The organism is Pseudomonas sp. (genome assembly GCF_030684895.1).
Taxonomy (GTDB): domain Bacteria; phylum Pseudomonadota; class Gammaproteobacteria; order Pseudomonadales; family Pseudomonadaceae; genus Aquipseudomonas.
Genome location: NZ_JAUXXP010000069.1, coordinates 1 through 23,486 on the forward strand (window position 1 = coordinate 1; position 23,486 = coordinate 23,486).

The 23,486-nt window shown below is 61.1% G+C and carries 22 protein-coding genes and 1 tRNA gene; 14 read left to right on the forward strand and 9 right to left on the reverse strand.

The genetic code is table 11. From position 1 onward, the window contains the following. Positions 1-55 precede the first annotated feature (55 nt). Positions 56-1,321: an OprD family porin gene (locus tag Q8M42_RS15410; RefSeq protein ID WP_304862837.1), complete on the reverse strand. Its 1,266-nt coding sequence runs from the start codon at positions 1,319-1,321 to the stop codon at positions 56-58. Between the two features lie 259 nt (positions 1,322-1,580). Between Q8M42_RS15410 and Q8M42_RS15415 the strand changes: the two genes are divergently transcribed. From Q8M42_RS15415 to Q8M42_RS15425, 3 genes are read left to right on the forward strand one after another with little or no spacing between them, the layout of a single operon-like run. Then, positions 1,581-2,735 carry a DUF5610 domain-containing protein gene (locus Q8M42_RS15415; protein ID WP_304862840.1) on the forward strand — a complete coding sequence of 385 codons (1,155 nt, stop codon included), beginning with the start codon at positions 1,581-1,583 and terminating at the stop codon, positions 2,733-2,735. Between the two features lie 50 nt (positions 2,736-2,785). Then, positions 2,786-3,028: a glutaredoxin family protein gene (locus Q8M42_RS15420; RefSeq protein ID WP_304862842.1), complete on the forward strand. Its 243-nt coding sequence runs from the start codon at positions 2,786-2,788 to the stop codon at positions 3,026-3,028. Between the two features lie 49 nt (positions 3,029-3,077). Continuing rightward, positions 3,078-3,962 carry a chemotaxis protein CheV gene (locus Q8M42_RS15425; protein ID WP_304862845.1) on the forward strand — a complete coding sequence of 295 codons (885 nt, stop codon included), beginning with the start codon at positions 3,078-3,080 and terminating at the stop codon, positions 3,960-3,962. 53 nt (positions 3,963-4,015) lie between these two features. Here the strand turns inward: Q8M42_RS15425 and Q8M42_RS15430 are convergent. The 3 genes from Q8M42_RS15430 to mobA form a co-directional block, all read right to left on the reverse strand. Beyond that, positions 4,016-4,092, reverse strand: a tRNA-Pro gene (locus Q8M42_RS15430). A gap of 141 nt (positions 4,093-4,233) precedes the next feature. Then, positions 4,234-4,455: a YgdI/YgdR family lipoprotein gene (locus Q8M42_RS15435; protein ID WP_304862847.1), complete on the reverse strand. Its 222-nt coding sequence runs from the start codon at positions 4,453-4,455 to the stop codon at positions 4,234-4,236. A 76-nt stretch (positions 4,456-4,531) separates the two neighbouring features. Further along, positions 4,532-5,113 (reverse strand): molybdenum cofactor guanylyltransferase MobA, encoded by a 582-nt coding sequence (gene mobA, locus Q8M42_RS15440; RefSeq protein ID WP_304862849.1) that lies wholly within the window; start codon positions 5,111-5,113, stop codon positions 4,532-4,534. 67 nt (positions 5,114-5,180) lie between these two features. Here mobA and moaB point away from each other — a divergent pair, with 67 nt between their 5' ends. Together moaB and glp are read left to right on the forward strand one after the other, a co-directional pair. Next, complete coding sequence (moaB, locus tag Q8M42_RS15445) at positions 5,181-5,720, forward strand: molybdenum cofactor biosynthesis protein B (RefSeq protein WP_274088643.1); 540 nt, start codon at positions 5,181-5,183, stop codon at positions 5,718-5,720. Then, entirely contained in the window at positions 5,717-6,931 is a 1,215-nt protein-coding gene (gene glp, locus Q8M42_RS15450) for a gephyrin-like molybdotransferase Glp (RefSeq protein WP_304862856.1), read from the forward strand. The genes moaB and glp overlap by 4 nt, the downstream gene beginning before the upstream one ends. Positions 6,932-7,041: 110 nt before the next feature. Here glp and Q8M42_RS15455 read toward each other — a convergent pair whose 3' ends face one another. Further along, positions 7,042-8,067, reverse strand: coding sequence for an AraC family transcriptional regulator (locus Q8M42_RS15455; protein WP_304862858.1), 1,026 nt, complete (start codon positions 8,065-8,067; stop codon positions 7,042-7,044). Positions 8,068-8,187: 120 nt separating this feature from the next. Here Q8M42_RS15455 and Q8M42_RS15460 point away from each other — a divergent pair, with 120 nt between their 5' ends. The 3 genes from Q8M42_RS15460 to Q8M42_RS15470 all read left to right on the forward strand — a co-directional run bounded on the left by Q8M42_RS15460 (position 8,188) and on the right by Q8M42_RS15470 (position 13,080). Next, complete coding sequence (locus Q8M42_RS15460; RefSeq protein WP_304862861.1) at positions 8,188-9,783, forward strand: FAD-binding oxidoreductase; 1,596 nt, start codon at positions 8,188-8,190, stop codon at positions 9,781-9,783. Positions 9,784-9,785: 2 nt separating this feature from the next. Continuing rightward, entirely contained in the window at positions 9,786-11,369 is a 1,584-nt protein-coding gene (locus Q8M42_RS15465) for a glycerol-3-phosphate dehydrogenase/oxidase (protein WP_304862863.1), read from the forward strand. A gap of 151 nt (positions 11,370-11,520) precedes the next feature. Beyond that, a complete protein-coding gene (locus tag Q8M42_RS15470) occupies positions 11,521-13,080 on the forward strand; it encodes an FGGY-family carbohydrate kinase (protein WP_304862865.1) in 1,560 nt (519 codons plus the stop codon). 101 nt (positions 13,081-13,181) lie between these two features. Here Q8M42_RS15470 and Q8M42_RS15475 read toward each other — a convergent pair whose 3' ends face one another. Further along, positions 13,182-13,880 (reverse strand): pirin family protein, encoded by a 699-nt coding sequence (locus Q8M42_RS15475; RefSeq protein ID WP_304862868.1) that lies wholly within the window; start codon positions 13,878-13,880, stop codon positions 13,182-13,184. A gap of 208 nt (positions 13,881-14,088) precedes the next feature. Between Q8M42_RS15475 and yegS the strand changes: the two genes are divergently transcribed. Continuing rightward, a complete protein-coding gene (yegS, locus tag Q8M42_RS15480) occupies positions 14,089-14,985 on the forward strand; it encodes a lipid kinase YegS (RefSeq protein ID WP_304862870.1) in 897 nt (298 codons plus the stop codon). 152 nt (positions 14,986-15,137) lie between these two features. Beyond that, a complete protein-coding gene (locus Q8M42_RS15485; protein WP_304862872.1) occupies positions 15,138-16,073 on the forward strand; it encodes a chemotaxis protein CheV in 936 nt (311 codons plus the stop codon). A 17-nt stretch (positions 16,074-16,090) separates the two neighbouring features. Here the strand turns inward: Q8M42_RS15485 and Q8M42_RS15490 are convergent, their stop codons facing one another. Beyond that, positions 16,091-16,504, reverse strand: a complete 414-nt coding sequence (locus Q8M42_RS15490) for a DUF1499 domain-containing protein (RefSeq protein ID WP_305284425.1) — start codon at positions 16,502-16,504, stop codon at positions 16,091-16,093. Between the two features lie 64 nt (positions 16,505-16,568). Between Q8M42_RS15490 and Q8M42_RS15495 the strand changes: the two genes are divergently transcribed. After that, positions 16,569-17,375: an MOSC domain-containing protein gene (locus Q8M42_RS15495; RefSeq protein WP_304862876.1), complete on the forward strand. Its 807-nt coding sequence runs from the start codon at positions 16,569-16,571 to the stop codon at positions 17,373-17,375. 48 nt (positions 17,376-17,423) lie between these two features. Here the strand turns inward: Q8M42_RS15495 and Q8M42_RS15500 are convergent, their stop codons facing one another. After that, positions 17,424-19,349 carry a transglycosylase SLT domain-containing protein gene (locus Q8M42_RS15500; protein ID WP_304862878.1) on the reverse strand — a complete coding sequence of 642 codons (1,926 nt, stop codon included), beginning with the start codon at positions 19,347-19,349 and terminating at the stop codon, positions 17,424-17,426. A gap of 366 nt (positions 19,350-19,715) precedes the next feature. Here Q8M42_RS15500 and Q8M42_RS15505 point away from each other — a divergent pair, with 366 nt between their 5' ends. Together Q8M42_RS15505 and Q8M42_RS15510 are read left to right on the forward strand one after the other, a co-directional pair. Then, positions 19,716-21,629, forward strand: a complete 1,914-nt coding sequence (locus tag Q8M42_RS15505; protein WP_304862880.1) for an ATP-binding cassette domain-containing protein — start codon at positions 19,716-19,718, stop codon at positions 21,627-21,629. 62 nt (positions 21,630-21,691) lie between these two features. Further along, positions 21,692-22,378 (forward strand): hypothetical protein, encoded by a 687-nt coding sequence (locus Q8M42_RS15510; RefSeq protein WP_304862882.1) that lies wholly within the window; start codon positions 21,692-21,694, stop codon positions 22,376-22,378. 30 nt (positions 22,379-22,408) lie between these two features. On the opposite strand, the gene Q8M42_RS15515 is transcribed toward Q8M42_RS15510, so the two are convergent. Beyond that, entirely contained in the window at positions 22,409-22,849 is a 441-nt protein-coding gene (locus Q8M42_RS15515) for a universal stress protein (RefSeq protein ID WP_304862885.1), read from the reverse strand. An 87-nt stretch (positions 22,850-22,936) separates the two neighbouring features. Between Q8M42_RS15515 and Q8M42_RS15520 the strand changes: the two genes are divergently transcribed. Continuing rightward, positions 22,937-23,374, forward strand: coding sequence for a hypothetical protein (locus Q8M42_RS15520; RefSeq protein WP_304862886.1), 438 nt, complete (start codon positions 22,937-22,939; stop codon positions 23,372-23,374). The last annotated feature ends 112 nt before the right edge of the window (positions 23,375-23,486 follow it).

Sequence of the window (23,486 nt, forward strand, 5' to 3'; positions counted from 1 at the left end):
GGATGACTCAACAGATAACGGGTACATAGCCTTTTTTATTACCGTCAAGTTGCTGTTACAGCAGCGGCAGGGTGTAGCTGACGATCAGGCGGTTCTCGTCGATGTCGTTGGCAAAGTTCGAGCGTACAGTCGCATTGCGCCAGCGCACGCCGAGGTTCTTCAATGCGCCTTCTTGGAATACATACATCAGCTCGCTGTTGCGTTCCCATTCCTTACCTTCGGAACGGTTGGCGCCCAGCTCAACGTTGTCACCGGTCAGGTAACGGGTCATAAAGGTCAGACCCGGAATGCCGATGCTGGCAAAGTTGAAGTCATAGCGCGCTTGCCAGGACTGCTCGTCCTTGTTGGCAAAGTCGCTGATCTGCACATAGTTGACCAGGAACGGATCGGTGCCGTTGATATAGGCAAAACCGGTGTCGCCGCTCATTTTCTGGTAACCCAGACCAAAGCTGTGTCCTTCAATGCCGTAGGTAAGCATGGCGCCAAGGGCTTTGTTATCAATGTTGCTGCGGCTGTCGTCGGTGGAGCGGGCATAGCGCAGATCGGTCTTCAGGGTCTGCTTGTCGGCCAGGGGCAGTACGTGCACCAGGCTGAAGGAATTTTGCTTGTACATATCCTCCAGTTGGGAGTGATAGTAACCAGCTGTCAGATCCTGGGTGATCTTGTAGTTGCCACCGAAGAAGCTGAACGAGTCGGTGGTAGCCCCGCCGGTAGTGGTGATGCCGCGACGGCCACCAGTGGTCAGGGCGATATCTTCATAGTCATTGGAGTTACGACCGTTGACTTCGCGCACATGGCCCATGTCCAGGGTCAGACCGTCGATTTCCTGGGAAAGCAGGTGCCCGCCCTGGAATACCTGAGGCAGCAGGCGTGCGTCGCTGGAGGCAATGGCTTGGTTTTTAAACTGCATACCGCCGACACGCAGGGTGCTTTTGGACATCTTGGCTTTGGCTGCTACGGCCAGACCGGAGTAGTTGTCCTGCGAACCGCCGGACGAACGGTCCGGGACCAGCAGGCCGCTACCAGCGGTGCCGTTACCGGAATCCAGCTTGAAGCCGAACATGCCGATGGCGTCAGCACCGAAACCAACGGTGCCTTCGGTGTAACCTGAGTCCATACGCAGGATAAAGCCCTGCGCCCATTCTTCTTGCTTGTGCTGGGCAGCGCCTTCCTGCCGGAAGTCACGGTTGAAGTAGAAGTTACGCGCTTCAACGGTGGCTTTGCTGTCCTTGATAAACTCTGCCTGGGCCAGCGATGGCAGGGTGAGGCAGGTGCCCAGTGTGGCGAGTGCCACAGCGCGGGCGAGGGGAGATTGAGTCATTATTGTTAGCTCCTCGTGTGTGCGGGTCGGCTTGTGGCCGATCTGTTACAGCGAGGCGCAATAAAGCATGGGGGCTTATGCTTGGCTTTTAGACTTTGGTCTGCTCGGGCAAGGTCTGTGCCGGCTCGGCATGCAGCAGTTGCTGCCGCAATCGCTCTAGCCTGCCAGGCGCACCGCTGATCGGGTTATCCCTAATCAGGCTAAAGTTTTATCCCACACGGCCGCCAACCAGTCAGATACACCGCCTAGGTACTTTGCCATGAACCCCCTGGCCGCAAATTTATCCTCCGCTTCACGTCCCACTTCCGTTACCGCTCAGCCGGTTGTACGCAATGCTGCCGATGCGCAGGCGACGCTGGCCAACCGCCTGGCTGAACGCCTTGGGCTGGAGCCGGGTGCGCTGGCCGGTAAGGCCAATGACTACACCCCGGAGAAAGTTGCCGGGCGCATTCTCAGCTTTATCGAGCAGCGCCTGCAAAGCGAGCAAGCCGCCGGTGCCGATACCGGCAAGCTGCAGAAGCTTCTCGACCAGGCCCGCAGCGGCGTGGAAAAGGGCTTTGCCGAAGCGCGCAAGATTCTCGACGGTATGGGCGTTTTGCAAGGCAAGGTGGCGAGCGATATCGACGACACCTACCAGAAGATTCAGGACGGTTTCAGCGACCTGAACAAGCGCTTTAATCCAGATGCGGCGCTGGTTGAGGGCACTACCAAGCTTGCTGCCTACAGCGAGCGCTTTGCCGCCAAGGCCGAAACCTTCGATATGCAGGTGACCACCCGTGATGGTGATCGCCTGCGTATTTCCATTGCCCAGGCCTCGGCCAACTGGTCGCAGAGTGGTGTTGTTACCAGCAGCAACGGCAACGGCAGCTCGGTGGTTGCCAGTAGCCAGTCCGGCAGCTTGCAGATTGGTGCCTGGCAGGTCAGCGTTGAAGGCGAGCTGGATGATAAAGAGCTTGCTGCACTGGAAAAACTCTTCGGCCAGGTGCAGGAGCTGTCCAACAAGTTCTATGCCGGCGATCTGTCCGGCGCCTTCGACCGCGCCATGGCGCTGGAAATGGATGGCGAACAGTTGGCGTCCATGTCCCTGCGTCTGACGCAAACCACTGTGCGCCAGGCGACCGATGCCTACAGCGCTGTAGCGCAAGGCGGCGGCCAGGCTGCCAGTGCAGTCAACAACTCGCTGATCGAGTACGCCCAGGGTCTGCTCGAAGCGCTGCGCAGCGCCAATCAGGTGGCTGAAGAAGGCACAGGCAAAGCCAGCCTGCTGGAGCTGCTCAAAGGCGGCTTCTCGCTGGATGAGCGTTTTGATGGCGCTCGTCTGGACAAGGCCGAGCAGCTCAACAGCCGTCTGCTTGATGGCCTGCAGAACCTGCTCAACCCCGCCCTAGACAGCAGCAAGTCCACGGACGCCTGAGCCTGGGGCAGTGCTAAACTGCACCTCCAGTAGTCAGTGGAGGTGCGCAGATGCTCCCGGAATGTCAATTATTCGGTACGCTCGGCTGCCACCTGTGCGAGGTGGCCGAAGCGTTGCTGATGCCTTTTGTCGAGCACGGCCTGCTGGTCGAACTGGTCGATATTGCCGAGCAGGAACACTGGGTCGAAGACTATGCTCTGCGCATTCCGGTGCTGCGCCGCAGCGACACCGGGGCCGAGTTGAACTGGCCATTCGAAGCCGAACAGATTGTCGATTTTTTGCGTAGCGCCTGATGCTCGATAGGCGCGCGGCGGTTAATGATTTAGTGAAGGAAGAAGATCAATGAGCATGGTGCTTGGAGACGCCCTGTCGCTGCTGCTGTTTCGTTTGCACAGTGGTCGCTTGTTGGGGATCAACCTGCTCAAGGTTCAGGAAATCATTCCCTGCCCGGCGCTGACCAAACTGCCCAGCCGTCATCCCCATGTACGTGGCGTGGCCACCCTGCGAGGGGCGGCGCTGACGGTGATCGACCTGGGCAAGGCCATCGGCGAGCAGGGCGTGCCAGGTAACAATGACGGCTGCCTGATTGTCACCGAGCTCAGTCGTTCGCGTCAGGGCCTGCATGTACAAAGCGTAGAGCGCATCGTGCAGTGCTACACCCGCGATGTCCGTCCGCCGCCGGCAGGTTCTGGCAGCAAAGCTTTTATCACCGGGGTGACGCAGATCGACGGCAAGATTGTGCAGATTCTCGATATCGAGAAAGTCCTGCACGAACTCGCGCCGATGAGTGTCGAGGAACTGGATGAGCGGCTGCTCTCAGAACGCGAGCGCGCGCTGCTCAAGGGGCGTCGCGTGCTGGTGGTGGATGACTCCCACGTCGCGCTGCACCAGACCATGATTACCCTGCGCAAGCTGGAACTGGATTGCCAGATGGTGCGCAGCGCTGCCGACGCGCTTGAGTTGCTACAGCGGCAATTCGATGCTGGGGAGCCCATCGAGGTGCTGGTGTCGGATATCGAAATGCCGGAAATGGACGGCTACGACCTGGTGCGCACGCTGCGTAAGAAACCGGATATCGGGCAGATCTATGTGCTGCTGCACACCTCGCTCGACAGCACCATGAACACCGAAAAAGCCAAGGCAGTCGGCGCCAATGACGTGTTGACCAAGTTCTCCACCGTGGACCTCAGCAAGGCTCTGGTGTATGCATTCGAAAGCCTGCAATAGGCTTGCTGCAGACACAAAAAAGCCCGCAATTAAGCGGGCTTTTTTGTGTGATCTGGTCGGAGAGACAGGATTCGAACCTGCGACCTTCTCGTCCCGAACGAGACGCGCTACCAAGCTGCGCTACACTCCGAATGGGTCAAGATTTTACTGAGAAAGTTTTACCGCACAAGCGGTTAGCTTTTGATTTTTTCTATTGACCAAACGTGTTGAATATATCGTTCAGAGCCCAGGCGCTGGGCAAGTAGTACATGGCAACGCCTGGGTTATCGGCTTACAGCTCTTTGACGGTACGCACTTGATCCTTGTTGACCTTGGCGCGTTTGCCATCGAGTTGTTCGAACTCGTAGAAGCCCGAATCCTCGTCAAAATTCGGCTCGTCGATGGTCTGGATTTCGCGGCCATCATTGAGTGTGATTACAGTCGGGGACGCGCAACCAGTCAGCGCGACCAGGCCCAAGGTAAGCAGCAATGCTGGAATAATCCGCTGAGTCATGGGTTTCTCCTTGATTGATAGGGGTTTTTACCCTGCTTGTGACGAAACTTTGCCGATCAAGTTCCCTTGCCGGCATTTATCCGCGTGTCGCCAGCAAGTCCGGGGTGTTTAGGTTGGCCAGGCGAGGGTCATCGAGTGGGCACGCCACTGTCAATGGATCAAGGCTGCGCAACCAGCGTTGCGGGCTGCGTTCACCGGCTTGCCAGGCCTGTTCCAGGTCGGCATGCAGTGCGCGGGGAATAACGCTAAACAGCGGTTCGAGAAACGCGCCCTGGCGCACCACGACTGCGCGCTCACCGGCCAGGCTCAGTAGCGCTTCGAGCAGCGACCTGTCGAGTTGTGGGGCATCACACGGCAGGATCAGCATATTCGCCTGGCGTGCGGCGCGCAGGCCGGCGCGAATGCCCGCCAGTGGGCCCTGGAAGTCAGCCTCATCATCACTGACCAAACGATCCGCGTAGGGCGCATAGCGCTCGGCGTTGCGGTTGCAGGAGATGATCAGATCATCGGTCAGCGGTCGTACCAGCTCCTGCAGCCAGGCGATCAGAGGGCGACCTTGCCAGTTGAGCAGGCCCTTGTCGGCGCCGCCCATGCGTTGCCCACGGCCGCCAGCAAGCAGCAAAACAGAACAACGCGGCAGGGTGGTTGCAGCGGGCATGCGCAGTCTCCGAAAGCGGGCCTGTGATATAACGGCGGGCATTATCGCCCATAACTGGAAGCCTGCCATGAACCACAAGGCCGAGGCACATTTCGTGCCCTTGAATATCGCGGTGTTGACCGTCAGCGACACCCGCAGCCTGGATACCGACACCTCCGGCCAGCTGTTTGTCGACCGCCTGCAGGCCGCCGGCCACCAGCTCGCTGCACGGGTTTTGCTCAAGGACGATCTGTACAAAATTCGCGCCCAGGTTGCTACCTGGATTGCCGAAGACCAGGTGCAGGTGGTGCTGATTACTGGCGGCACCGGCTTTACCGGCCGTGACAGTACGCCGGAAGCGGTGAGCTGTTTGCTGGATAAGCAGGTGGATGGTTTTGGTGAGCTGTTCCGGCAGATTTCCGTGCCTGATATCGGCACCTCGACCATTCAATCCCGCGCCCTGGCTGGCCTGGCTAACGGCACCCTGGTGTGCTGCCTGCCGGGTTCGACCAATGCCTGCCGCACTGCCTGGGATGGCATCCTCGGTGAGCAGCTGGATAACCGTCATCGCCCGTGCAATTTTGTCCCGCACCTCAAGTCGGTGGCCGCCTGCGAGAGCCGTGGATGAGCGGCTGTGACAAGCCGGGATTGATGCCCGTTGAGGCGGCGTTGGCGCGTTTGCTGGCCCAGGCTGAGACCAGCGCGATTGTTGAATGCGAGCGGGTCAATCTGAGCGACGCCGCTGGCCGGGTATTGGCCGAGCCGCTGGTTGCTGCGCTTGATCTGCCGCCTTGGGACAACAGCGCCATGGATGGCTACGCCTTGCGCCTGGCCGATTGGAGTGGCGAGCCGCTGGTCGTCAGTCAACGTATCCAGGCCGGTAGCGCGCCGCAGCCGTTACAGCCTGGCACCTGCGCGCGGATCTTTACCGGCGCGCCATTGCCGGCCGGCGCCGATAGCGTGGAAATGCAGGAAAACGCCGTGCTCGACGAAGACGGCCGCGTTGCCTTTAGCGAGCCGCTCAAGCTCGGGCAGAACGTGCGCGCCCAGGGGCAGGAAACCCGTATCGGCGATTCGGTATTGCCGGCCGGCACGCGTCTGGGCCCGATTGAACTGGGGCTGGCTGCGTCCCTGGGTTGCGCCGAATTGACCGTACGCCGGCGGCCACGCGTGGCTGTGCTGTCTACGGGGGATGAGCTGGTCGAACCGGGCCAGCCGCTGGGGCCCGGGCAGATCTACAACAGCAACCGACGTTTACTGATTGCCTGGCTGCAACGTCTGGGTTGCGAGGTGGTGGACGGCGGCATTCTGCTTGATGACCTGGAACTGACCCGCGCGGCGCTAGGTGCTTTAAGTGATGTCGACCTGATCCTCTCCACCGGCGGGGTGTCGGTAGGCGAGGCGGATTTCCTGGGTATGGCCCTGCGTGAAGAGGGCGAACTGGCGCTGTGGAAATTGGCGATCAAACCGGGAAAACCGCTGACCTGCGGGCAGTTCCGTGGCGTGCCGGTGATCGGCCTGCCGGGCAACCCGGCCTCGACGCTGGTGACCTTCGGTTTGCTGGCGCGGCCGTATCTGCTGCGCCGCCTTGGCGTGCAGCGGGTCGAGCCTTTGGGCTTTCCGATGCCGGCCGGTTTCGCTTGGAGCAAGCCGGGCAATCGCCGCGAATACCTGCGTGCGCGTCTGGAGAATGGCCGCGTGGTGCCTTACTCGAACCAGAGTTCCGGGGTGCTGCGCAGCGCCGCTTGGGCCGAGGGTTTTGCCGAAGTGTTGGAAAACACCACGCTGGCCGAGGGCGATAGCCTGAGGTTTATTCCGCTTAGCGAGATTCTTGGGTAGGACCTGGCTGGCTTTATGGTGGATGAAAACAGCGTCATCCACCCTACGGTGATGGTGTAGCGCGTGCCTGGGAGTAGGGTGGATGGCACTTCACCCATCCACCATGGGTGTCAGCTATTGCGCCGGCTTTCGCGAAATTCGCCCGGCGTCTGCCCAGTCCAGCCTTTGAAACTGCGGTGGAACGAGCGTGACTCGGTAAAGCCCAGGTAGCTGGCGATATCCTGAATCGCCAGGTCGCTGCGCAGCAGGTAGTGCTCGGCCAGTTCCTGGCGAAGTTCATCGAGAATCTGCTGGTAGCTGGTGCCGGCCAGCTGCAGATGACGCTGCAGGGTGCGCACCGTCATATTGAATTTCTCCGCCACCCGTTCCTTGCGCGGCAAACCATCCCTGAGCAGCAGGCGCAGGGCGTTCTTCACCCGTTGCGGCAGCGGCTCGTTGTCGTCCAGTCCGGCCATCAGGGTCAGTGCGTGTTCTTCCAGGGTGCGCAACAGGTTGGCGTCGGCCTGGCGCAGCGGCACGGCGAGGTATTCCAGCGGCACGATCAGCGCATTGCTGCTTTGCTCGAAGCGGATCGGGCAGCCGAAAATCGCCTGGTACTCGGCAATATCGACGCCCTCAGGTGGGGCGTGCTCGAACCATACCTCCCGCGGCGAACTGTCCGAATCGGAGATCCAGCGCGCATAGAGCAACCACGAAGCCAGTACGTTCTCCACCATATGCCGGCGGATCGGTTCAGCCTGATGACGGCAGGTCCAGATCAGGCGAACGTGGTCTGCGCCTGCCTCGACCCGGCTGACGCCCATATCACCCACCAATTTTTCATAAGGCACGATGCGGCTCATGGCCTCACCGAGGGTCGCGCAGTTCATGGTGATATAGCCCAGCACGCTCCAGGAGCCTGGCTGCACAAAGCGCGCGCAATGCAGGCCGAACAGCGGGTCATTGGAGACGCGCAGCAGGTGCGCAAGCAGGCGCTCATGGGTTTCGCTGGGGATGCGCCGGCTGTTGTCCGCCAGGTCCTCGGCTGTGAGCCCGGCCGCCGTCAGGGCCTGGTCGATATCCAGATCCAATTGCTCGGCGTGGCGCAGGTACTTAAGCAGGGAGGGGACTGAGGTGTAGCCGAGGTTGTCGGTCATCTTCTTATTCTGAATGTCTTGATTGGCGATAGCGCCTGTCCCGATTCGACAGTGACGCCCTGACGCGGCCAGCTAGTATAGGCAGCCATCGAGGGTGACTGAAATATCCGGGAGACACAGATGCGACGTTGGAACGGCTGGGGTGATGAAGCAACAGTGGTGGAACTGCCGGCCCATGGCGAGGCTTTTCTCGCTGAACTGGTCGGCCCTGGCCAGTTGCTTGCCGATGCCAGCCTGGAGCAGGTGCTGGCGACGGTGCCGACCTCGCGTTTGCAGGCCCATCCGCTGATCTGTCTGAATGCCGAAGACCGCCTGCGCCACGCCCGTGGCCAGAGCCTGCCGGACTGGCTGGCGATGCGTTCCGGTGATTTTGGTGTGTTCCCCGATGGCGTCGCTTATCCGGAGAGCGCCGCGCAGATCCGCGAGTTGCTAGCCTGGGCCAGCCAGCAGGATCTGATCGTGATTCCCTACGGCGGCGGCACCTCGGTGGCCGGGCATATCAACCCGCAGGCCGGCAGCAAACCGGTGCTAACCCTGTCGCTTGAGCGCATGGGCAAGCTGATCGAGATCGACCACGACAGCCTGATCGCCACTTTCGGCCCCGGTGCCACTGGCCCGCAGGTGGAAAGCCAGTTGCGCGCCCAGGGCTACACCCTCGGTCATTTCCCGCAGTCCTGGGAGCTGTCGACCCTCGGCGGTTGGGTGGCCAGCCGCTCCAGCGGCCAGCAATCGCTGCGCTACGGGCGCATCGAACAGCTGTTTGCCGGCGGTAAGGTCGAGACCTTCGCCGGCACCCTGGAGATTCCGACCTTCCCGGCTTCTGCCGCCGGCCCCGACCTGCGTGAAATCCTGATGGGTTCGGAAGGGCGCTTCGGCATCATTTCCGAGGTCAAGGTGCGCATCACTCGCCTGGCCGAACAGGAGCATTTCTATGCGGTGTTCCTGCCCAACTGGCAGCAGGCGCTGAACGCTATTCGCAGCCTGGCTCAGGCGCGGGTGCCGCTGTCGATGCTGCGCCTGTCCAACGCCATCGAAACCCAGACTCAGCTGGCCCTGGCCGGCCATCCGCAGCAGATCGCCTGGCTGGAGAAATACCTGGCCCTGCGCGGCGCCCGTGAGGGCAAGTGCATGCTGACTTTCGGCGTGACCGGCAGCCGCACACAGAACGCCGCCTCGCTGAAACAGGCGAAGAAGTTGCTGAAGAGCTTTGGTGGCGTATTTACCGGCACTTTGCTGGGCAAAAAATGGGCAGAAAACCGCTTCCGTTTCCCCTACCTGCGTCATGGCCTGTGGGCAGCCGGCTACGCGGTGGACACCCTGGAAACCGCCACCGACTGGAGTAATGTCGACAGCTTGCTGAACAAGGTCGAAACCAGCCTGCGCACTGGCCTGAGCGAGGAGGGCGAGCAGGTGCATGTGTTTACCCACCTGTCCCACGTCTACAACCAAGGCTCAAGCATTTACACCACCTATGTGTTCCGTCCTGGCAATAGCTACGCCGAGGCCATGGCGCGCTGGCACAAGCTCAAGCACGCCGCCAGCCTGACCATCGCCGAGAACCGCGGCACCATTAGCCATCAGCACGGCGTCGGTCGCGATCACGCGCCTTACCTGCCGGTGGAGAAGGGCGAACTGGGCATGGCCACGCTCAAGGCCTTGGCCGGGCATTTCGACCCCGAGCAGCGCCTGGCACCTGGCGTGCTCCTGCAGGATTGATGATGACTCAGTGGAACGCCGCCTGGCGCGAACAGGCCTTGCCTGAGCTGGCCGCACGCGACTGGGACTTGATCGTGGTGGGCGGCGGTATCAGCGGTGCCGGGATTCTGCGTGAAGCAGCGCGGCGCGGCTGGAAATGCCTGTTGCTGGAACAGCGCGACTTCGCCTGGGGCACTTCCAGTCGCTCCTCGAAGATGGTGCATGGCGGGCTGCGCTATATCGCCAAGGGCCAGTTTGCTCTGACCCGGGATTCGGTGCGCGAGCGCCAGCGCCTGCTGCAGGAAGCGCCGGGGTTGGTCGACCCCTTGAGTTTTCTTATGGCGCATTACCAGGGTGGCTTTCCTGGCCCCAAGGTATTTGGCGGGCTGCTGGCGGTGTATGACGCCCTGGCCGGCAAGCGCAATCATCTGTACTACCCCTTGCAGCAGCTGCGCTACCTGGCCCCAGGCCTGAAGGAAGACGGCCTGCTCGGTGGTACACGGTTTTTCGATGCGGTGACCGACGATGCGCGGCTGGTGCAGCGCGTACTGGGCGAGGCCCGTGCCGAAGGCGGCGAAGCGCTGAATGGCATACGCGTGGTCGAGTTGCTGCGCGAGGGTGGGCGGGTCACCGGCCTGCTTGCCGAAGATGTTGAAAGCGGCCTGCAGTATCGCTTCAAGACTCGCGCCGTGGCGCAGGCCACCGGTGCCTGGGCCGATCAGCTGCGGCAGAAAACCGGGCTGGAGCATATCCGCCCACTGCGCGGCAGCCACCTGCTGCTGGCGGCCTGGCGCTTACCGGTGGCGCATGCCTTTAGCTTCATGCACGCGTCTGATAAACGCCCGGTATTTGTCTTCCCTTGGGAAGGCGCAACGGTGATTGGCACCACTGATCTGGATCACCCGGCCCCGTTGGCTGAAGAAGCACGGATCAGTCCGGACGAAGTCACTTATCTGCTCGATGCCTGCGCTCAGCAGTTTCCCGCAGCCGGGATAGGTGCGGCCGATGTGCTGTCGACTTGGGCCGGCGTGCGCCCGGTGGTCAGCGATGGTGAACCGGGACGCAAACCCTCGGATGAAAAGCGTGAGCATGCGCTGTGGGTCGAGCCCGGCTGCGTCACGCTGGCCGGCGGCAAGCTGACCACCTTCCGCCTGCTGGCCCTGGAAGTGCTGCAGGCCTGCGCAACCATGGTCGGGCGTACGGTGGATGACCAGGGCGCGGCGACCTTTGCAGCGGTGCCCAGCCAACCAATGCCAACCCTAAGCCCAGCTCAGCAGAAGCGCCTGATCGGTCGTTATGGCCGAGCGCTGCCGCAATTGCTTGCGCTGCTCGAAGAGCTAGGCGTCGAGCAGGTGGCCGGCACGGATACGCTGTGGGCCGAAATGGCCTGGGCCGCCGAGCAGGAGCTGGTGCTGCACCTGGATGATCTGCTACTGCGCCGCACCCGCCTTGGCCTGTTGTTGGCTCAGGGCGCAGCGGCCGAGCTGCCGAATGTGCGTGCGTTGTGTCAGGCCCGCCTGGGTTGGAGTGATGCGCGCTGGCAGCAGGAAGAAACGGATTATTTGGCGTTGTGGCAGCAGTGCTACAGCTTGCCGGCATCGAAATGATGGGTATCGCCTTGCTCCACCCATCCTACATAGCCCGCGTTCGACCGTAGGATGGGTTGAGCGCAGCGATACCAATCAGGCGGTAGCCCGGATGCAATCCGGGAACGATCATCCCGGATTGCATCCGGGCTATAACAAGAAGGATTGTGCCTTGAGCGATAAAAACTACCTGCTGGCCATCGACAACGGCACCCAGAGTATCCGGGCGCTGTTGTTCGATCTTCAGGGCAACCTGCTCGGCAAGGGCAAGGTGGAGCTTGAGGCCTACTACTCCAAACAGCCCGGCTGGGCCGAGCAGGACCCCGAGTATTACTGGGCCAGCCTCGGTGAGGCCTGCGCTCAGCTGTGGCAACAGGTGGAGATCGACCGCAGTCACATCCGTGGCGTATCGCTGACCACCCAGCGCGGCACCCTGATCAATGTCGATCAGCAGGGCCAACCGCTGCGCCCGGCCATGCTCTGGCTCGATCAGCGCCAGGCCAAGGTCGAAGGGCGGATCACCGGGCCCTGGGGCTGGCTGTTCAAGATCGCCGGAGTACAGGCCACTGTGGATTACTTTCGCGCCCAGGCCGAGGTCAACTGGATCGCCCAGAACCAGCCGGACATCTGGGCCAATACCCACAAGGTGCTGCTGCTCTCGGGGTTTCTTACTCACCGGCTGTGCGACCGGTTTGTCGACTCGGTGGGCTGTTGCGTGGCCTATCTGCCGTTCGACTACAAAGGCTTGCAGTGGGCCAAGGACAGCGACTGGAAGTGGCAGGCCATGCCGGTGCGCCGTGAGCAGTTGCCTGAGTTACGCAAGCCGGGTGAGTTGCTCGGCCATATCACGGCAGCCGCCAGCCGCCACACTGGTATTCCCGAAGGCCTGCCACTGATTGCTGCCGGCGCCGACAAGGCCTGTGAGGTGCTTGGCGCTGGCGGGGTCGAGGCGAGCACGGCCTGTTTGTCCTATGGCACCACGGCGACGATTAACACCACGCGCAGCAACTACCTGGAAACCATCCCGCTGATTCCGCCATACCCCTCGGCGATTCCCGATCACTTCAATACCGAGGTGATGATCTATCGCGGCTTCTGGATGGTCAGCTGGTTTAAGCAGGAATTCGGCCTGCGCGAAATGCAGCGGGCCAAGGAGCTGGGCGTCGAGCCTGAGGCATTATTCGATGAGCTGGTCAATAGTGTGCCAGCCGGCTCCATGGGCCTGATGCTGCAGCCGTACTGGTCGCCGGGCATCCGCGAACCAGGGCTTGAGGCCAAGGGTTCGATCATCGGTTTTGGCGATGTGCACACCCGTGCGCACATCTACCGGGCGATTCTGGAAGGGTTGGCTTATGCCCTACGCCAGGGCAAGGAGAAGATCGAGAAGCGTTCGGGCACGAAAATTACCCGCCTGCGCGTCTCCGGTGGCGGCTCGCAGAGCGATGCGGCGATGCAGCTGACCGCCGATATCTTTGGCCTGCCGGCCGAGCGCCCGCATTTGTATGAAACCAGCGGTTTGGGCGCGGCGATCAACTGCGCGGTGGGCCTGGGGTTGCATCCGGATTACCCGACAGCGATCAAAGCCATGACCCGGGTCGGTGACGTGTTCACACCCAATCCAGAAGCGCAGCGCGTGTATCAGCAGCTATACACGCAGGTCTATCAGCGTATGTACAAGCAACTGAAGCCGCTGTATCAGACGATTCGTAAAATCACCGGTTACCCGGCGTAGGATGGGTTGAGCAAAGCGATACCCATCGGCATATCGATGGGTTACGCCTTTGGCTAACCTGCGCGGCCCGACCCATCCTACGGGCCAAGCCATCACCGCTGTTAGGCCACATCCACCAGGATGATTTCGCTGTCTTCGATAGCCATCACCCGGATCACCTCGACATCGCTGACTGCCACCCCATCACGGGCCTGAGCGCTGACGCCGTTGACCTCGATGCTGCCGCTGGCGGCCACCAGATAAGCCCGGCGCGCTGCACCAATCGGGTACTCGGTGCTCTGGCCTGCTTGCAGGGTAGCGGCGGCCATCCGTGCGTTGGTGCGGATCGGCAGGGCGTCCTGGTCTTCGGCAAAGCCGCTGGCCAGGGTGACGAAGGTGCCGGCGCGTTCACCTTTGGGGAACGGCTTGGCGCCCCAGGATGGCGGCAGGCCCGACTGGTTGGGCTGAATCCAAATCTGGAAGATCTTGGTGGTGGTGTCTTCCAGGTTGTATTCGCTGTGTGCAATCCCGGTGCCGGCGCTCATTACCTGCACATCACCGGCTTCGGTACGGCCATGGTTTCCCAGGTTGTCCTTGTGGGTGATGGCCCCTTGGCGTACATAGGTGATGATTTCCATATCGCGGTGCGGATGGGTTGGAAAGCCCGTCTGCGGCGCGATTTCATCATCGTTCCAGACCCGCAGTGGCCCCCAGCTCATGCGCTCTGGGTCATAGTATTCGGCAAAGGAAAAGTGATGACGGGCATTCAGCCAGCCGTGATGGGCACCGCCGAGCTCGGCGAGGGGGCGTACTTCGATCATCTGCATATCCTCATTGATAACACCGGCTGTTGGCGGCAGTGTTGGTGGGCGATGGACAGATGATCTAATAAATCAATACGATTAAAAATGCGTAAATATTGAGCTTAATAATCAGATTATTTGATGTTTTATGCGTGGCTAGCAAGCTAGCGCAACCCCAAGCCGTGTCGCTGAGTCTTTACCTAGAAGCGTGAAAAGGATGCCGGGAATGCAAGAACGTAAAGCGCTGCTGATTCTGCATGGCAAGCAAACCCTCAATGCCGAGGTGCGTGCTGCCGTGCAGGCGCGTCGTGAAGAGGGCTGGCAGCTGGATGTGCGAGTTACCTGGGAAGGCGGCGATGCGCAGCGTCTGGTCAATGAGGCGTTGCAGGCCGGTTATCCGACCCTGATTGCCGGCGGTGGTGATGGCACCCTGCGCGATGTGGCCGAAGCCATGGCACTGGCAAAAACCCAGGCCAGCCTGGCGCTGTTGCCACTGGGTACGGCCAATGATTTTGCCCGTGCCGCCGGCGTGCCGCTTGAGCCTTTGGCGGCGTTGGCCTTGTTGGATAGGCCGGCGCAGCCAATCGATCTGGGCGAAGTCGACGGTCAAGTGTTTCTCAATATGGCCACCGGCGGTTTTGGTTCCAACGTCACCGCCAATACCTCAGAAGACCTCAAGCGCGTACTTGGTGGCGCGGCTTATTTTTTGACAGGGCTGACTCGTTTTGCCGAAGTGCAGTCGTCGTTCGGCCGCTTTACCGGGCCGGATTTTCAATGGGAGGGCGAGTTTCTTGCCCTCGGCATCGGCAATGGTCGCCAGGCCGGCGGCGGGCATGTGCTGTGCCCGCAGGCGTGGGTCAATGATGGCTTGCTGGATATCTGCATCGTGCCGGCGGCGGCTGATGTGGTCGGCACCCTGGGCACGCTGCTGTCTGGCGGTATCAACGGTTTGCAGAGCGTGGCCTTGAGCGCGCGGCTGCCTTGGCTGGAGGTCGAGGCAGCGCAAGGCCTGGATCTCAATCTGGATGGCGAGCCGATGGAAAGTCGCAAGCTGCGCTTTGCGGTAATGCCGAACGCGCTGCGCGTGCATTTGCCGGAAAATTCGTTGCTGTTGGTGGAATAAGCCGGGCGGTACTGTCGCCTGGCTGGTCTCGTCGCTGCGCTTGTCGCATGATGGCGCAGCGCCATCTGCCTTCAGATGCGCGGCAGATGGCCGATACACCAGGGCATGGCTATTTGAGCTAGGCTAGATCGATAAGTGAACAGGAGCGCATGATGGCCGGCATTCTCGACTCAGTGAACCAACGCACCCAGCTGGTGGGTGAGAACCGCCTGGAAATCCTCATGTTCCGCCTGGCGGGTCGGCAGTTGTTTGCGATCAACGTATTCAAGGTGCAGGAAGTTCTGCAGATGCCCAAACTGACCCTGATGCCGCAGCGGCACCGGTTTGTCTGTGGCGTGGTTAACCTGCGCGGGCAAACGCTGCCGGTGATCGACCTGTCCCAAGCCATCGGCATGCGCCCGATAGTGCCGGATGAGCGCAGCACCATCATCGTCACCGAGTACAACCGTTCGGTGCAGGCTTTTTTGGTTGGTGGGGTCGAGCGCATCCTCAATCTCAACTGGGAATCCATCCTGCCGCCGCCGGGCGGGGCAGGGCGTCAGCATTACCTGACTGCCATCACCAAGGTTGAAGACCAGATCGTCGAAGTCATCGACGTGGAAAAGGTGCTGGCGGAAATCAGCCCGATGAGCACCAAGGTTTCCCCGGAAAAACTCGCCGATCCGCTGCTGGAATACGCCAAGGGCCGCGAAGTGCTGCTGGTGGACGATTCCAACGTGGCCATGAGTCAGCTCAAGGGCACCATGGCGCAACTGGATATTCGTTGCCACGCCGCCAGTGATGGCCTGCGCGCGCTGAACCTGTTGAAAAGCTGGGCTGACGCAGGGGTTGATGTGCACGAGAAGCTGCTGATGGTGATCACCGATGCGGAAATGCCGGAGATGGATGGCTACCGCCTGACCACCGAAATCCGCAACGATTCACGCCTCAAGGACTTGTATGTGGTGCTGCACACCTCGCTGTCCGGCAGCTTCAACGAAGCTATGGTGAAGAAGGTCGGCTGCGACAACTTCCTCTCCAAATTTCAGCCGGACAAACTGGTGGATGTGGTGCACGAGCGCTTGGCGCTGATCCACCAGCAGGAGTAGCGCTGGCCAGGGCTGCGCTACTCGCCAAGGCGCTGGCGCAGTCGCTCGATGCGTTCGCGGTTGACGTCGAAATCCGCATAGCCCAGCCGCGATGCCGAGCGCACATCCACGGCGCTCGCGCCGATCATAAATTCCACATCATCGACAAAGCGCATCAGCTTGCTGCTGAACTCCGCGCGCAGGTAACCCGGCGCTTCCTCTACAAGGCTTACGCGTGACTCTTCACTGAGTAGCGCTTTGAGGTGTGCCTGGGTTTCTTCGGTTGAGCCTTTCAGCGGCAGCGGCGCAATGGCGTGTCGCGCGTCACTGGCCTGGCTGTTTACGCAGTTCGGTGAGTCTGGGCAGGCGCTCAGTTGGCCGTTATGGATGCCCAGGTTATCCGGCGCGGTGCCGCTGCAGGCGCTGAGCAGCACCAGCAGCGGCAGGGCCAAGACGGGCTTGTGAGCGCGGCGGGTTGCTCGTATAAGTGCGTTTTGCCAAACGGAAGCTGGGCTCATGTTGCATCTCTCCGGGTTGTACCGTTATCCACTGAAATCGGCGGCAGGCGAGGTCTTGCGCGAAACGGCGCTGGACGCCTTGGGCGTGCAGGGTGATCGTCGCTGGATGGTAGTCGATGCTGAAAGTGGGCGCTTCCTTACGCAACGTTTGCTGGCGCAGATGACTCAGTTGCAGGCGCGCTGGTTGGGCAGCACGCATCTGCAACTGAGTGCACCAGGTATGGCCGAGCTGCAGGTGGCGGTGCCGGATGAGCAGGCACCGCTGCGCGGTGTGACGATCTGGCGCGACAGCTTGCAAGTAGCGGATGCCGGTGATCAGGCGGCGCAGTGGCTGAGCCAGTTTCTCGGCCGTGCCTGCCGCCTGGTGCAGGTGTCAGAGCCGCGTGCGCGGCAGGTCGATACGGCCTATGCCGAGGTGGGCAACAAGGTGGCGTTTGCCGATGGCTTCCCTTTGCTGCTGATCGGTCAGGCATCGCTGGATGATCTGTCTGCGCGGGTCGGTCGGTCGTTGCCGATGCTGCGTTTTCGCCCCAATCTGGTGGTCAGCGGCAGCGAGCCCTATGCCGAGGACAGTTGGAAGCGCATCCGCATCGGTGAGCTGGAGTTTCGTGTGGTCAAGGGTTGCTCGCGCTGCATCATGACCACTCTCGACCCGCAGACCGGCGAGCGCAGTGCGGATCGCGAACCGCTGAGCACCCTGAAAACCTACCGTGAGCGTGACGGCGAAGTGTACTTCGGGCAGAACCTGATCGCCTGTGACAAGGGGCACTTGCGCTTGGATATGCCGGTGCAGGTGCTGGAATAGGCGGGCAAGGCACGCGCAACAGGTGCTGTTGAGCGTGCCTGTTAGCTGTTATTGGTCGAAGTAACGTTCGTGCCAGGCTACCAGTGGCTGCGGCGCGTTGAGCTTCTCGCCGTAGATCACCGAGTAGGACAGCACGTTCTGCACGTACTGGCGCGTTTCATCAAACGGAATGTTCTCGATCCACACGTCATACGACAGGTGATCCGCACCGCGTAGCCACTGCCGGACACGGCCTGGGCCGGCGTTGTAGGCGGCAGACGCCAGTACGCGGTTGCCGTTGAACTGACCGTAGATCTGGCTCAGGTAGGCCGCACCCAGCTGAATATTGATATCCGGGCGATACGCCAGCTGCGGCGATGACAGTGGAATACCAAAGCGCTTGGCAGTTTCCTTGGCGGTGGCCGGCATCAGCTGCATCAGACCCATGGCGCCGACGTGGGATTTGGCATCGGCCATAAAGGCGCTTTCCTGGCGGGTGATGGCAAATACCCAGCTGGAGTGAATGTCTCGGTTCTTCGCTTCACGCACCAACTGGTCGCGGTGGGCCATCGGAAAGCGTACGTCCAGATCGTCCCAGTACTGCGCCTGGCTGATGGTACGAATGGCTGGGAAGTACCAGCCCATCTCGTAGGCCAGGCGCGCCTGGGCGACCATTTCGTCACGGCTAAACAGGCGGCTGACGTTGTACCACTCGCGCCTGCCATCGGCGACCTGGCCACGGGCGTGGAACTCCAAGGCACGGCGAATCGCCGCTGAGTTGCGTACTTTCTGGATGGTCTGCGGGCTCAGCGCCAGCGGCTTGTTATTCAGCTGGTAGGGCGCCTGCACCTGGTCGGCGGCCATAAAGCCGTAGAAATCACGTTCCTTGGCCAGCGCCTGGTACAGCACTTTCGGTTCCTGGCTGTTGGGTTGCGCCAGTTGCAGGCTGCGTGCCTGCCAGTAGCGCCAGCGGTTAGTGTTGCCCAGCTCGGCCGGCATCTGGCGCGTTAGCTGGTTGGCCTCATCCCAACGGCCCAGGCGCAGCAGCAGGCGGGCGCGCCATTCACTGACAGTGTTGTCGCGCAGCTCAGGGTCGTACTTGGCCATGACTTGCAGCGCGCGGGCATCGAAACGCTTGGCCAGGGTCAGGCCGATTTCGCGGGCGATGGCGACCTGTTCCTCGCTGGAGAACTTCATCCGTTGGGCATAGCCGTCGAGCAGCTTGAGTGCGCTTTCCGGGTCCTGGCGGGCCAGGCGGCGCAGGCCCAGGCCAACCACATCGGCCATGGCCGGGTCGGTTTGGGTAAAGCGTGCGGTTTGCTTAAGTAGCTCAGGTTTCTGTGCTACCTCCAGCAGGCTTTTGCCGTGGTTACCCAAGGTCGGCATGGTCTTGATCAGGTGAGTGACCAGGCCATAGTTGCGGGCTTCGGCCGCCAGTTTGGCGCGCTGCCAGCGCTTCTGTTCGGTGAGCTGGCCTTCAGCGGCCCACAGTGCGAACAGCGGATCGCAGGCGTTGGGCTGAGATTTACCCACCAGCCAGAGTTTCTCGGCAGTGGCACTGCCTTCGGCGCGCATGCCATGGCTCAGCTGGTATTGGCCATACAAACAGTCGAGCTCGGTGAAATTCAGCGCCGGGTCGTAGTAGTTGATAAAGGTTTTCCACTCGCCGCGCTCGGCCAGCCAGCGCAGCCAGCGCAGCTTCATCCAGCTGATCTGCGGCAGGTCGCCATGTTCGGCGAGGAATTTCTCGATTTCGTCATTGCTCGCCCATTTCAGTCGGGCGGTCAGTTCGTCATACGCCAGGTACGGCTCCAGCGGATAGTCACGCAGGGCGCTGGCATAGCGCTGGTAAGGGCCTTTGTCGCCCTTGGCCAGTGCGGCTTTGGCTTGGTCGTAATATTGACGTTGTTGCGTCAGGGTGGCGGCCTGGGCCGCAGAGACGCTCAGGGAGGAAACCAACAGGCAGGACAGCAGGCTGAACAGGGGACCGCGCATGACACTTCCAGGCAAATAGTGCGTATGGCCCTAGCTTAGTCGTTTGCCTATGGGCGGTGAAGGCGCAAAGCGTTTCAACGCGTAATTGTCGGCACTAATCGCCCTTGAGCCTTGGCCAGCGCGCTAGAGCGCTTGCTGCCAGGGCGGCGTATGGTCAGGGAGAATTTAGCGCGCCTGGCGCTGAAATTGCCTGCTCGGCCTGTGTGCTTCTCGGTTAGAATGCGCGCCCTGTTTTGCGGGTGCCTTGGGCAGCTGCGGATGATTTTCTGGGTGTTCCAGGTTACCGCTGTGCGCTGAATGCAACGAAGCCGTTGCTCGGCCGCGGTTTTACCGGCTTTCACCCGTCGTTTTTTGTTGAGGCGTGCCATGACCCTGCTCAAGTTCACCGATATTTCCCTGGCCTACGGCGCAATGCCGCTATTGGACAAGGTGTCTTGGCAGATCGCCCGTGGCGAGCGGGTGTGCATCATTGGCCGCAACGGCACCGGCAAGTCGAGCATGATGAAGCTGGTCAAGGGCGACCAGAAGGCCGATGACGGCGCCGTTTGGCGCGCACCGGGGTTGAAGATCGGCGAGTTGCCGCAGGAGTTGCCACAGGCTGATGATCGCACCGTGTTTGATGTGGTCGCCCAGGGCCTGGACGGTGTGGGTGAGCTACTCGCGCAGTACCACCACTTGGCGCAGAACTGTGTCACTGAAGCCGATCTGGACAAGCTCATGCATGTGCAGCAGGACCTTGAAGCCCGTGACGGCTGGCGTTTGCAGCAACTGGTCGACAGCACCCTGAGCCGCCTGCAACTGCCGGCCGACAAGACCCTTGCTGAGCTGTCCGGCGGCTGGCGTCGCCGCGTGCTACTGGCTCAGGCGCTGGTGTCCGAGCCGGATCTGCTGCTGCTCGACGAACCCACCAACCACCTGGATATCGGCGCGATTGCCTGGCTCGAAGAAGCCTTGACCGATTTCCAGGGGGCAGTGCTGTTTATCACCCACGACCGTTCCTTCCTGCAGAACCTGGCCACGCGCATCCTCGAACTGGACCGTGGCGGCTTGATCGACTGGAACGGCGACTACGCCAGTTTCCTGGTACACAAGGAAGCCACCCTGGCCGCCGAAGAGACCGCCAACGCGCTGTTCGACAAACGCCTGGCCCAGGAAGAAGTGTGGATTCGCCAGGGCATCAAGGCCCGCCGCACCCGTAACGAAGGCCGCGTGCGCGCACTCAAAGCCCTGCGCGTGGAGCGCAGCGAGCGCCGTGAGCGTACCGGCAAGGCCAATATCATGCTGGAAACTGCAGAGAAATCCGGCAAGCAGGTGATGGTGCTGGAAAACGTCAGCTTTGCGCATCCAGGTGGGCCGTTCCTGATCAAGGACTTCTCCATGGTGCTGCAGCGCGGCGACCGTATCGGCCTGCTCGGGGCCAACGGTACCGGCAAAACCACTCTGCTCAAGCTGATGCTCGGCGGTTTGCAGCCCACCAGCGGTGAAGTGGCCGAAGGCACACGCATCGATGTGGCTTATTTTGACCAATTGCGTCACCAGCTCGACCTGGAAAAGACCGTGATCGATAACGTCGCCGAAGGCCGCGACTTTATCGAGATCGATGGGCAGAACCGCCATGTGCTGAGCTACCTGGGCGACTTCCTGTTCAGCCCGCAGCGTGCGCGTACACCGGTTAAGGCGCTGTCTGGCGGTGAGCGGGCACGTCTTTTGCTCGCCAAGCTGTTCAGCAAACCGGCCAACCTGCTGGTGCTGGACGAACCGACCAACGACCTCGACGTGGAAACCCTGGAATTGCTGGAAGAAGTGCTGCTGACCTTCCCGGGCACCGTGCTGATGGTTAGCCACGACCGGGCCTTCCTCGACAACGTGGTGACCAGCACTCTGGTCTTCGAGGGCGAAGGGCGCGTGCGCGAATACGTCGGCGGTTACCAGGATTGGCTGCGTCAAGGCGGTTCGCCGCGCCTGCTGGGGGTGGGTGAAAGCAAAGCCGGTAAGCCTGAACTAGCCTCTGCAGTGGTTCCGACGCCAGTTGCGGAGGAACCTGCGGCTGCCGCTTCAAGCAAGAAAAAGCTCAGTTACAAGCTGCAGCGCGAGTTGGAAGCCATTCCAGGGCAGATTGATGTGCTCGAGGGGCAGGTCGCCAGCTTGCAGGAGCAGATCGGTTCGTCAAGTTTCTATCAGCAGCCTGCGGAAAAGACCGCTGAGGTGCTGGCGAAACTGCAGGCCGTACAGCATGAGCTGGAACTATTGGTCGAGCGTTGGGCCGAGCTGGAAGGTTAAACCCGATGTATTAGTACGTAACGCGCTCAAACAGGATTTTGAGACTTCTGGCGGAGACAGACATGGCCATCGAGTACCGCATCACTCTCGACGACAATCATCAGTTCAGCTATAGGATCGAGCTGGATCGGGTGTATGAGGCAGAGGCTGCGCAGAGCGCCCCGGCCTGGACGCGTCTTGAATACCAGCAGTGCAGCAATTGCCCGCTGAGCAAGGACAACTTCAGTCATTGCCCGGCGGCTGTCGACCTGCACCGGGTTATCGAGGATTTCCAGGGCCTGCCTGCGTTCAAGAAGGTAGCTGTATGGGTGCGTACACCTGAGCGCGAGTACAACAAGCAGGTGGGCCTCGAAGAGGGGCTGCGTGCGCTACTCGGGGTGATCATGGCAACCAGTGCCTGCCCGGTGCTGGGTAAGCTCAAACCCATGGCGCAGCATCACCTGCCGTTCGCCAATAGTCAGGAGTTCATCCTGCGTACGGTGTCGTTGTACCTGACGCAGCAGTACTTCAATTTGCGCGAGGGGCGCACTGCGGATTGGGAATTGAAAGGCCTGGTGCGCATGTTTCAGCAGCTGCAACTGGTCAATCAGGCGTTCTGGCAGCGCATTCACGCCACCTGCGAGGGTGACTCCAACCTCAAGGCGTTCCTGACTTTCTTCTCCATGGCCTCGAGCATGACCTATTCGCTGGAAACCCAGCTGCAGAAGATTCGCCCGCTGGTCATGAGCTCACCCGATAGCGGTGAATAACGCGGCGACGTTATTCACCCGCAGCTTGCGTCAGCCGTTTTTTTTCAGGCGCACGGCCAGCACATCGCAGGGCGCGCCGTGCAGCACGTCATTGGCCGTTGAGCCCAGCAGCAGCGCCAGGCCGTGGCGGCCGTGGCTGCCGACGACGATCAGGTCGCACTGCTGTTCTTCGGCCAGGCGATGGATTTCCTGGCGCGGTTGGCCGTAGGCCAGGTGGCGATGTTCGGCGCTCAGGTCGGGATACTTCCCGGAAAACTTGTCCAGGCGCTCGCGGGCCTGGTCGAATTGCTGTTGTTGCAGCATCGACAGGTCCATTGGTACGTCGCCGCCAAAGGCCATGGCCATGGGCTCGACGATATGCACCACAGACAATTTGGCCCCGCTGCTGGCGGCCAGTTTCTGCGCGCGGTGCATAACCGGGTCGCATTCCTCGGTAAGGTCGACGGCGACCAGAATGTGCTGGTAAGGCATGGGGTAACTCTCCTTGCAAGTGGATCAATGGTTTTAGTATGGCCGTCCTGAGCGCTGATGACAGGCTTTTGCCGGTGAGATAACGATATGAGTCCCTGGTTTCTGCTTTTGCTCCTGGCTTTTTTGCTCAGCCCGCTGGCCTGGCTGGTGCCCTCGCGCCATCAGCGTGGGCAGATGGATGTGCGCCTGCAGGCACGCCGTATGGGCGTGGCGATGCAGTTGTCGCGTCAGGAATGGCCGCATTGGTTGCTGCGTCAGCCGCCGCATTCCTGTCCGCAATACCACCGTGCACGCCGCCGCGGTCAGGTCGATAGCTGGTGCTATTGGCAGCTGGAACCAGGGCAGTGGGTGAATAAATGGCGCGAGCCTTGCGCCGATCAGGCCTTGTTGACGCAACTGCAGGCGCTGCCGGCGGATGCATTCAAGGTCGAGGCGACTAATCAGATGCTCTCGGTTTGCTGGGGCGAGCGAGGCGCTAGCGAGGCGTTGGAGAACATTGTTGCGTTTCTGCAGGCCAAAGCCTGAACAAAAATTGTCTGGAACATTTTTTAACGTCGCGCAGCGACGGCCCGAAGGGTGGCTGCCAGGGGTGGCAGGCCATAATAAAGAAAGCCCAGTGCAAGCACTGGGCCGGAGT

Bases quoted from the DNA above. Each gene is read 5' to 3' on its own strand.
- Q8M42_RS15475 (WP_304862868.1), bottom strand. From the start codon at position 13,880: ATGATCGAAGTACGCCCCCTCGCCGAGCTCGGCGGTGCCCATCACGGC.
- yegS (WP_304862870.1), top strand. From the start codon at position 14,089: ATGCAAGAACGTAAAGCGCTGCTGATTCTGCATGGCAAGCAAACCCTC.
- moaB (WP_274088643.1), top strand. From the start codon at position 5,181: ATGAACCACAAGGCCGAGGCACATTTCGTGCCCTTGAATATCGCGGTG.
- Q8M42_RS15520 (WP_304862886.1), top strand. From the start codon at position 22,937: ATGAGTCCCTGGTTTCTGCTTTTGCTCCTGGCTTTTTTGCTCAGCCCG.
- Q8M42_RS15415 (WP_304862840.1), top strand. From the start codon at position 1,581: ATGAACCCCCTGGCCGCAAATTTATCCTCCGCTTCACGTCCCACTTCC.
- Q8M42_RS15505 (WP_304862880.1), top strand. From the start codon at position 19,716: ATGACCCTGCTCAAGTTCACCGATATTTCCCTGGCCTACGGCGCAATG.
- Q8M42_RS15515 (WP_304862885.1), bottom strand. From the start codon at position 22,849: ATGCCTTACCAGCACATTCTGGTCGCCGTCGACCTTACCGAGGAATGC.
- Q8M42_RS15500 (WP_304862878.1), bottom strand. From the start codon at position 19,349: ATGCGCGGTCCCCTGTTCAGCCTGCTGTCCTGCCTGTTGGTTTCCTCC.
- mobA (WP_304862849.1), bottom strand. From the start codon at position 5,113: ATGCCCGCTGCAACCACCCTGCCGCGTTGTTCTGTTTTGCTGCTTGCT.
- Q8M42_RS15420 (WP_304862842.1), top strand. From the start codon at position 2,786: ATGCTCCCGGAATGTCAATTATTCGGTACGCTCGGCTGCCACCTGTGC.
- Q8M42_RS15455 (WP_304862858.1), bottom strand. From the start codon at position 8,067: ATGACCGACAACCTCGGCTACACCTCAGTCCCCTCCCTGCTTAAGTAC.
- Q8M42_RS15410 (WP_304862837.1), bottom strand. From the start codon at position 1,321: ATGACTCAATCTCCCCTCGCCCGCGCTGTGGCACTCGCCACACTGGGC.
- Q8M42_RS15425 (WP_304862845.1), top strand. From the start codon at position 3,078: ATGAGCATGGTGCTTGGAGACGCCCTGTCGCTGCTGCTGTTTCGTTTG.
- glp (WP_304862856.1), top strand. From the start codon at position 5,717: ATGAGCGGCTGTGACAAGCCGGGATTGATGCCCGTTGAGGCGGCGTTG.
- Q8M42_RS15510 (WP_304862882.1), top strand. From the start codon at position 21,692: ATGGCCATCGAGTACCGCATCACTCTCGACGACAATCATCAGTTCAGC.
- Q8M42_RS15460 (WP_304862861.1), top strand. From the start codon at position 8,188: ATGCGACGTTGGAACGGCTGGGGTGATGAAGCAACAGTGGTGGAACTG.
- Q8M42_RS15465 (WP_304862863.1), top strand. From the start codon at position 9,786: ATGACTCAGTGGAACGCCGCCTGGCGCGAACAGGCCTTGCCTGAGCTG.
- Q8M42_RS15495 (WP_304862876.1), top strand. From the start codon at position 16,569: ATGTTGCATCTCTCCGGGTTGTACCGTTATCCACTGAAATCGGCGGCA.
- Q8M42_RS15485 (WP_304862872.1), top strand. From the start codon at position 15,138: ATGGCCGGCATTCTCGACTCAGTGAACCAACGCACCCAGCTGGTGGGT.
- Q8M42_RS15435 (WP_304862847.1), bottom strand. From the start codon at position 4,455: ATGACTCAGCGGATTATTCCAGCATTGCTGCTTACCTTGGGCCTGGTC.